12 protein-coding genes are annotated in these 8,668 nt (G+C 44.9%); 2 read left to right on the forward strand and 10 right to left on the reverse strand.

Annotated elements, in window-relative coordinates:
• The first annotated feature begins 32 nt into the window (after positions 1-32).
• On the forward strand, positions 33-155 hold the full coding sequence (locus D4T97_RS20190) for an anti-repressor SinI family protein (protein WP_328588790.1): 123 nt from the start codon (positions 33-35) through the stop codon (positions 153-155).
• A gap of 34 nt (positions 156-189) precedes the next feature.
• Here D4T97_RS20190 and D4T97_RS20195 read toward each other — a convergent pair whose 3' ends face one another.
• The 10 genes from D4T97_RS20195 to D4T97_RS20240 all read right to left on the reverse strand — a co-directional run bounded on the left by D4T97_RS20195 (position 190) and on the right by D4T97_RS20240 (position 8,050).
• Positions 190-744 carry an O-acetyl-ADP-ribose deacetylase gene (locus tag D4T97_RS20195; protein WP_126052589.1) on the reverse strand — a complete coding sequence of 185 codons (555 nt, stop codon included), beginning with the start codon at positions 742-744 and terminating at the stop codon, positions 190-192.
• 291 nt (positions 745-1,035) lie between these two features.
• Complete coding sequence (locus tag D4T97_RS20200) at positions 1,036-1,953, reverse strand: type II secretion system F family protein (protein ID WP_126052590.1); 918 nt, start codon at positions 1,951-1,953, stop codon at positions 1,036-1,038.
• 3 nt (positions 1,954-1,956) lie between these two features.
• Complete coding sequence (locus tag D4T97_RS20205) at positions 1,957-2,925, reverse strand: type II secretion system F family protein (protein ID WP_164525670.1); 969 nt, start codon at positions 2,923-2,925, stop codon at positions 1,957-1,959.
• Positions 2,925-4,262: a CpaF family protein gene (locus tag D4T97_RS20210; protein ID WP_126052592.1), complete on the reverse strand. Its 1,338-nt coding sequence runs from the start codon at positions 4,260-4,262 to the stop codon at positions 2,925-2,927. Before D4T97_RS20210 ends, D4T97_RS20205 begins: the two co-directional genes overlap by 1 nt.
• Positions 4,262-5,428: an AAA family ATPase gene (locus D4T97_RS20215; RefSeq protein ID WP_126052593.1), complete on the reverse strand. Its 1,167-nt coding sequence runs from the start codon at positions 5,426-5,428 to the stop codon at positions 4,262-4,264. The genes D4T97_RS20210 and D4T97_RS20215 overlap by 1 nt, the downstream gene beginning before the upstream one ends.
• Positions 5,428-5,991 carry a Flp pilus assembly protein CpaB gene (cpaB, locus tag D4T97_RS20220; protein ID WP_126052594.1) on the reverse strand — a complete coding sequence of 188 codons (564 nt, stop codon included), beginning with the start codon at positions 5,989-5,991 and terminating at the stop codon, positions 5,428-5,430. Before cpaB ends, D4T97_RS20215 begins: the two co-directional genes overlap by 1 nt.
• A gap of 30 nt (positions 5,992-6,021) precedes the next feature.
• Complete coding sequence (locus D4T97_RS20225) at positions 6,022-6,954, reverse strand: pilus assembly protein TadG-related protein (protein WP_126052595.1); 933 nt, start codon at positions 6,952-6,954, stop codon at positions 6,022-6,024.
• Entirely contained in the window at positions 6,954-7,322 is a 369-nt protein-coding gene (locus D4T97_RS20230) for a TadE/TadG family type IV pilus assembly protein (RefSeq protein ID WP_126052596.1), read from the reverse strand. Before D4T97_RS20230 ends, D4T97_RS20225 begins: the two co-directional genes overlap by 1 nt.
• Positions 7,319-7,828: an A24 family peptidase gene (locus D4T97_RS20235; RefSeq protein WP_126052597.1), complete on the reverse strand. Its 510-nt coding sequence runs from the start codon at positions 7,826-7,828 to the stop codon at positions 7,319-7,321. The genes D4T97_RS20230 and D4T97_RS20235 overlap by 4 nt, the downstream gene beginning before the upstream one ends.
• A gap of 57 nt (positions 7,829-7,885) precedes the next feature.
• Complete coding sequence (locus D4T97_RS20240; protein ID WP_206435598.1) at positions 7,886-8,050, reverse strand: Flp family type IVb pilin; 165 nt, start codon at positions 8,048-8,050, stop codon at positions 7,886-7,888.
• 230 nt (positions 8,051-8,280) lie between these two features.
• On the opposite strand from D4T97_RS20240, the gene D4T97_RS20245 reads away from it, so the two are divergent.
• A complete protein-coding gene (locus D4T97_RS20245) occupies positions 8,281-8,619 on the forward strand; it encodes a DUF192 domain-containing protein (RefSeq protein ID WP_126052598.1) in 339 nt (112 codons plus the stop codon).
• Positions 8,620-8,668: the final 49 nt, after the last annotated feature.

Here is an 8,668-nt window from a genome sequence, read left to right on the forward strand (position 1 = left end):
ATACAGATACATAAGGAGGGGGCCCCTTGAAAGTGGCATTGGACCAGGAATGGGTGGAACTAATTATGTTGGCCAAATATCTTGGGTTAACACAGGATGAAATCAGGGACTTTTTATTGAAAGACAAAATGAAAGCGGATAAGATTACGGGCTGATTTTGGGTGATTCCTAATCAATTACCCGTTTTTTTTATTGTTGCACCAGTTTTTCAAGTGAAGATTGAAATTTTCCAAAGTCGATATCGGAAAAAAGCATCATAGTGACATCTCCAAAACGACCTTCATTCAAAAATTCCCGAATTGAACGAAGCGCGATTTCAGAAGCAAGCTCCACGGGAAACCGGTACACTCCAGTTGATATGGACGGAAATGAAATACTTTTAATATTGTTGGCCGCGGCAAGCTGAAGTGAGTTCCGGTAGCAGTCGGCCAACAGTTTCTCCTCCTGATTCGCCCCCCCATGCCAGACAGGACCCACCGTATGGATCACATGCTTAGAAGCAAGATTATATCCTCCCGTGATAACTGCTTTTCCAGTTGCTAGTAGTTCCCCCTCCAGCAAATCCCTGCGCACTTTTTTACATTCTTCAAGAAGCTCCGGTCCGGCGGCCCGGTGAATGGCTCCGTCAACTCCGCCGCCACCCAGCAAAGTGCCGATGGCTGCATTTACAATCGCATCCGTCGTCTGCTTTGTAATATCTCCGATTTTTAATTCAAGCGTGTTCCCGTTAATACTAATTTTCATACTATCAGCCTCCTTTGAAGTACTTCTATTCCTGCTGGGGCAATTCCTTCTTTGCTGGAAAGTAATGGTATAAAACTAACGTGCAACGAGAGATTGGGAGCGTGAAACTGCCACGGCCACTGCTTCCCTAAGGAGTTTGACAATGCATAGCCGGTGGATACACAACCTAGGTAGGATGTGAAATTGAAATCACCCGGAGCGATCCTGCGGAAGATGATTGATACGGTTTTAGTTGTTTGAAAAACCAAACAGGTGAAGGAATTTACCTTCACCTGGATTTACTACACCTTTTCATAGAAAAGTTTCGAGCATATAAATGACCAACGGCCCCAGCAGCACTATGAAAATGGCCGGGAAGATAAAGAACATCATCGGAAAGATCATTTTTACCGGAGCTTTCATTGCCTGTTCCCGGGCGAACTGCGTTCGTTGCTCTCTGATCCTTTCAGTCAGGGATCGGAGCACCTTCGCCATCCCGACGCCAAGCAGGTCTGCCTGAATGAGGGAGGTGATAATGCTTTGAAACTGCGGAACCGGGACCCTTTTCCTTAAATCAGCCAATGCTTCCCGCCGCGATTTTCCAAGCTTCATATCTTCGATAGTTTGTAAAAACTCTTCCGAAAGCGGTCCCTTTGTTTGGTTGCACACTTTAATGATGGCGGCATCCAGCCCCATTCCGGCTTCAATCGATAGGTTCACCATATCAAAGAAGTCGGGCATGCTCTTCTGGATTTCAAACCTCCGCTTTTTGATGATGGAGCTTAAATAAAACGAAGGATAATATATGCCCAGGGCTGCTGTAATTCCTGCCAGAAACAGGGTAGAGAAAAAGTTTGCATCCGCTTTTCCAACCAGCAAATAAACTAGAAGGAACAGAATGCTCCCAATCAAGACCTGTAAGAATCTGAAGTCGATGGCCTTCAGTTTTAGTGGATATCCAGCCTCCCGGAGCCTTTGCTCCAGCTCTTTTTGACGCTGCGCCGAAATGACCTTGGCAATCAATTGCTTCACACGATCATTGAATTTTTTCAAAGACAGCATCAATTGGGAATCCTTCTTTTGCTTCTCATTTTTAACTTTATCAATCCCAAAATAGTAAACGGCCCTCTCCTGTATAGCAAGCTCCTTCCGGTATATGGTGCCTAAAACAGCCCCAATGACCAGGGTGAAAAATAGAGAACTCAAGATAATATAGTATATGGTGATCATCTTTTACACCTCGATATGCACAATCTTCTTGATAAAAAACCAGCCAAGAATGATGCTCATGCACCCTGCGACGACCATCACCCAGCCCAATGGATGACTGAACAACATCTGGAAGTATTCCGGATTCACAAACTTAATGTACAGAGCAAGGGCTATCGGCAACAGGGTGATGACGACCGAGGACATCCTTCCCTGGGCCGTAAGTGACTTTACTTCATCCCTTACCCGGGCCCGGTCAATAATTGTCTCCTGCATCGTTTCCATCAAGTAAGCCAAATTCCCACCGCTTGTGCGCTGGATTAAAATTGTATTCAGGACGATCGCCAGCTCTTTATCAGGCAGGCGCTTCGCCAAGCTTTCAAACGCTGTTTCCATAGGAATCCCATATTTTATTTCTTCCAGAGCTTTCAGAAATTCGGGCCCCAACGGATCTTCAATTTCTTCGGCCACCATCTTCATGGCCTGCATGAAACTAAAGCCTGCCCTTAGTGCATTGGCCATCGTCCCCAAGGCATTCCCTAGCTGCTCCGCACATCTCTGAAGCCGTATTTTCCGTTTCCGTTTTACATACATCACAGGCAAATGGAAGCCTGCGATACCGAAAACAACAGTATAAACAATGTGAAGGCCGTATAAATAAGAGATTGAAAAGCAGATGATTGCTGTCATGAATCTGCCTATCAATAATTCTCCCTGCGATAGCTTGACGCCTGACTGCATGAGCAGATTTTCATGTTTTTTCATGCCGAGCAAGCCTTCGATCACTTTTGCAGCAGCTTTTAAGGAAGACTGCTTTCCCTTCGACGCTGGAATTTCCGCCTTTTTTCCCTTCGGCATATCCACTTGCCCGACATATCTCTTTATTCTTTTTCGATATTGAAGCTTTGTCATAATCATAGAGAAAAAGAGCTTAAACAATAAGGTGACGGCAAAGAATGTCGATAGAATGATTAGAGGAACGGATTGATCCATCACCATTCCTCCTTAAAAATTTCCTGGATATTAAAGCCAGACAATTCCAATCGCTCGGCGCAATGAGGACGAATACCGGTAAATTGATATTTTGACTCCAGCTGACCGGTACTTAAGTTCTTCTCTTCCTTGTAAATAAAAATGTCCTGGAGGGTGATCGTATCCCCTTCAAGTCCAAGAACCTCTGTAATCTGGGTGATTTTCCTTGAGCCATCCTTCATCCTTGACTGCTGGACGATCAAATCCAAGGCTCCGGCGATTTGCTCACGGATGGCCCTGACCGGCAAATCAAACCCGGCCATCAACACCATCGTTTCCAGCCTTGCAAGCAAATCCCTCGGTGAGTTGGCGTGTCCTGTCCCCAAACTCCCTTCATGTCCGGTATTCATCGCTTGAAGCATATCCAGTGCTTCTGCGCTCCGTACCTCTCCGACAATGATACGGTCCGGACGCATCCTCAGGGAGTTCCGCACAAGATCCCTTATTGACACTTCACCTTGCCCCTCAATGTTTTTGGGCCGTGATTCCAAAGAAACCACATGTTCCTGGGAAAGCCTCAATTCTGCCGCGTCCTCGATAGTAACAATCCTTTCATCCGGCGGAATGAAGGAGGAAAGGACATTCAAGGTACTTGTTTTTCCAGATCCTGTCCCCCCGCTGATGAAAATGTTCAGCTTGGAATGCACAGCTGCTTTTAAAAAGTCCGCCATGTTTTCATTCAATGTATTCATCCGCTTGAGGTCAAAAATGGTGAATGGCGTCTCGGAGAATTTCCGGATGGTCACAGTTGGACCATTCAGAGCCAGCGGCGGAATGATCGCATTGACACGGGAGCCATCGGGCAGTCTGGCGTCAACCATCGGAACACTTTCATCAATTCTTCTTCCAAGCGGCGCGACAATCTTTTCGATCACGCGGAATACATGTTTGTCATCTCTGAAACGGACAGGCGTTTTTTCAATTTTACCGTTCATTTCCACGTAAATATCATCCGGTCCGTTTACCATCACTTCCGTCACACGAGGATCAGCTAGAAGCGGGGAGACCGGCCCGTAACCTGTCAATTCATGATTGATATCATGCAATAACTGCTTTTTTTCCTCAAAGGTCAAATGCTCCCCTTCACTTTCAAAAAACTGGTCCGCCAACTTCTCTATGAGCAGTTCGACATCTTCGTCCTGATTTTCCGGGCGTTTGATTTCCTCTACGACAAAGTTGTGGAAACGAACTTCCAAATCAGATAACTCTTTGGAGGCTAGTGTCGTGACAGCCGTCTGATCGCTTCCATCTTTTGCGAGCAGCTGGTCATCGCCCCCAAGCCTGGTCAATAAAGACATTACACATGCCCCCCTGCATGAACCATGGACTTAACTTTTTGTTTCTTCGGATTTTTACTTGTTTCAGGATGGATCAGCATTCCGGCCATCTTGATGAATTCTTTGGCAGCTTTTGACCTCGGACTTGAGTAAATTACAGGATTGCCTGCATTTACGGAGTTAACAAATATTGCTTCTTTGGCTGGCAGTTCGGCAAATGCCGTAAGTCCGAGCACTTTTTCAACAACACCTGGGGATAGCCCCTTCACTTTCCTTTTGCGGTTCAAAACGACTTTTACCTTTCCAGCAAGCTGCAGGGAGTCCAATGTATCAATCAGCATTTTGCTGTTCTTTAATGTCGGCAGGTCATAATAAGTCATAACCATGATTTCATCTGAATTTTCTAGAGCAACGATAACATTCTCATCCATATGGCTGGAGCAGTCGATGATCACCGCATCAAACAGCTGTCTTAAAGAATGAATAGCTTTTCTAACAAAATCACCTGTAATGACCTCAGCAAATTCTGGTCTTTGCGGAGCCGCCAAAATGGAAACACCGTCTTTAAATGGTGTCATGAAGCTTTCAATCTTCGCCCCGCCCGGATCCTCCTTCACCCAGTCATAGATAGTTTTCTTCGGTTTGACATCGCAGATCATCGCCACATCACCAAATTGCAGATCGAGGTCAATCACTGCAGTCCGAGAAAACTTTTTCCCCATAGCTGCAGCCAAATTGACGGCAGCTGTCGTTTTGCCTACGCCGCCCTTCGTACTGGCAAAAGTAATCACTTTTCCCTGTTTTTTCGCGTCCATGGCCTTTTTATTCTTACTGTTTGAAACGGCCAGATGCAGATCATCCTTTATTTGTGGCAAAGGCGATGAGAGGAAAATGACATCGTCAGCACCGGCTCTCAGGGCCTTTTGCATGTCGAGCTGCTCATCGCTTTCAAAGACTAACAGGACGGTTACCAGCGGAATTTGCTCCAAAACCTTTGAACAAAGCCGGTAAACATCATATTCGGATGAATGCGGCAAAAGAACGAGCGTGTTTTCGGCTTTCTGCAGACGTTCCAGCAGCTTGAACTCATTGGTGGACCAACTGATTTTACATCCAATGTCCTTGGCTGTTTCCTCCAGATTCTTTGTCCAATCTTCGTTTCCTTTAATGCAAAAAATTTTGACCATTACCTAAACACCCCTTCATGCAAGTCATCTTCATGGATATGCGTATGCTTCGGATTCACCTTCTCGTCGCCTTCCTGCCTTAGCATTAGATAAAGCTCATGCTTTGTTGCAAACCCGAGCGCCAGCCCCTCTTTCGAAGTGACTTCAAGCGTGACCATCTGGTAACGCTTCTTGGCCTCCTCATCATCTGCGGCATGTCCTACCTCCAAAACCTTCACATTCTGTAATAGAAGCGTCGCGGCATCATGCTGCTTTTCTTTATACTCCTCGGGTACGACCATGATAGCGACGACATCTACAAACGAGCCGGCCTTTACATTCCCGGCCACCCCTTGAACATCACTGACTTCAACCGTGATGGCACGCTTCCCCTTGGCAATCGTGAGCGGAGGCGGTGTTTCCTCCTCCGGCTCTTCAGTCACTTCCTTCTCTTCCGGCTCCTCCTCGGCCACAGCAGCTTCCTGTGCAACGCCTTTTTGCGAATCATTGATCATTACATATAAAAATCCAGCGGCCATCAAGCCCAACACCATGGCAAACAGCCAAATCTTCTTCGTATTCATTTGTCCACCTGCTTATCTGATATTTTGAAATTAATTAACGAGCTTGACGCCGGAAATGCCGTAGTCTTCCTCACCTTCTCCAACTTCTTCGAACTCCCCCCGATCTACAATATCGATGAAGCGGCCTTTTACTTCGTGCTGTCCGACTGACTCAATCCAAAAGGCTGCAAATCTCACGATTTTCACCATTGTTTTACCGTCGGCACCTTCAAAAGACTCCACAATTGGTACTGTAATGATTCGAGTGCATGTATTATCAGATGTTGCGTATGACTGACAATGACTTTTCCCAATATCTTGGTCAATCCTCCACTGGAATGCGTCTTTCACATTCCCCCATGAGAGCCCGGGCTCCGTCCATTCATACTCCTCCAAAACAGCTTTTTCAGAGCCGTACTTAATTCCCTCACGCAATATTTTCCCTCCAGGCCCGTCCAGTCCGAGGAATCCAAAATTCCCTGAGTGAGGTGAGTTATTGGGGTTTCCAGGTTGAAAATGCAGAACTTTAGACTGCCCCGCGACATACTCCTGATCTTCAATTGCTACAGGGACAATACCTTCCCCTTTTTTTAATCTTCCGCTAACCACGGCTTTGGCAGAGGCCGGTACATCGGCACTTGTTTTTCCAAAGATCCGGGCAAAAGTTAGATCCTTATTGACAGTTTTATTTATTTCAATAAAATTGCCCCCTGTTGTCACTTCATCTGCGCTAACCGTAAATCCGTTTTTTCCGGCAAGATCAATTGCAGTGCTTTCGGCATCAGCTTCTGAGACCTTTAGTCTTTGGGCTCCCCCTAAAACAGCTGCATCCAAAGCTTTTTGGAGCCGGCTCTTTTCAAAATACAGTGCGCCGGCGTCCACGGCGATAGCGGTAAACCCTATCAGCATGAACATACACAGAGCAACAAGGATCATCGCAGTACCTTTTTGTTCATTTAATAAAGATTGTAATGTTCGCTTCATTATTCCACCCTCATTACAGTAGTGTTCTTAACCTCAACTTTTTTGAGGCTCTGTCCGACTATAGGTGTCAGGAATTCAAACGGATAGGTTAAAGTAATTGTCGCTTCATCGCCGCTGTTACCGCTTGAAGCAATATTGACTCCCAGCTTGCTTGTATCTAAACTTCCTGCTGAGCTCAAAACTTTCGACTCTACCTCACCTGTACTCTTGCCAATGGAAGCCCATCTGGCACCCTCCCTGCCTGCATGATCAAGTGTCAGGTATGTATGAAAAACTCTGCCGAAATCGGTAATTCCAAAAAGAAGGATAATTAATATCGGGATAACTAACGCTGTTTCCACCAAAGACTGACCTTTTTGAGACTTCATAGGAAAGCCTCCATCAGGAATGTAAGCAGTGCCCCCAAAGCGATAGGTACGGCGTAAGGAATAGATATAGAATTATTGCCATTATCTGATATTTGCAGTGATCCCTTCACTCCTTTTAAAAACATGAGTGAAAAAAGCATATTCTTCAAGGTAAAGCCGAGCCTTTTATTTTTGACTAAAACGACTACCGCAACAAGTCCCCCAATAATTCCAGCGTAAACCGCTGTATAAAGAACGAACATCGCTCCCTTCCAGGCACCAATCGCAGCAAGAAGCTTTACGTCCCCCGCTCCAATCCCTTTCATAAGGAATGGTATTAGCAGCAATCCTAACCCGACAAGAAACCCTTTACCGCTGAACAAGAAGCCATCAAGTCCAGGTGTGAAAGTATGATAGATGAGGGCTACGAGGATAGCCGGAAGCGTAACGATATTCAATATTTTTCTGCTGCGAAGATCTGTAATGACGGAAATAATTAGAATGAGGGCAATCATAAAGTTTGACATGGTCAATCTCCTTTCATGTTAGAAAAAGCCCTGCCGGGGCAGGGCTTGGAATTTCTTTTAAGGCAGCTTTTCCGTAATCGTGGTGAAAACACCTGTAAGTTTTGTTCCTACCGTCCCTAAAATAGTAACTACAGCAATCGCAATCAGCCCAACCAACAACCCATACTCCGTCAACGCCTGTCCTTCTTCTTCCTTGATAAGTCTTACGAATTGATCCATCATGTCCATTCCTCCTATAAAGTTTGTTTTTGTTTTTTGTTCTGTATTAAGAACCTAACTGAATTGTATATCGAACGTAATATTTTGAAAACTCTCAAATTAGGTCGTTTGTTCTATTAAAAGAACACTTTTCTCACTTTTTCTTGCTTTACCTTACTCTTTCACACTATTTCATTCTTTATTTTGAACGATTTTGTTCTGTATAATGAATTTAGTGAAAAAGGAGGGATTCCATGGAATCGACTGTTGTAGATTTGCGGCTCAATATAAAGATTGCTGACAGCTATTGGACACGGCTGAAAGGACTTTTGTTTTATAAAGAGCCTATTACTCAAGAAGGACTACTAATCACGCCCTGCAACTCCGTTCACATGTTTTTTATGAAGTTCCCGATCGATGTTGTCTTTCTCGATGAAATGAACAGGGTCGTAAAAACGGTATCGGATTTAAAGCCTTGGAGATTGGTTCCACCAGTAAGGTCTGCTTATTCAGCACTCGAACTTCCGGCAGGAACAATCGCAAAAAAGAACATTAAAAAAGGTGACATCATCCAATTAAAATGTACCCTATAGAGTAGACACTTAAAAAAGGTCTGCTCTATAGGGTACTTTTATGTATAAT

The sequence above is a fragment of the Siminovitchia acidinfaciens genome (assembly GCF_003605385.1).
GTDB classification, from domain to species: Bacteria; Bacillota; Bacilli; order Bacillales; family Bacillaceae_C; genus Siminovitchia; species Siminovitchia acidinfaciens.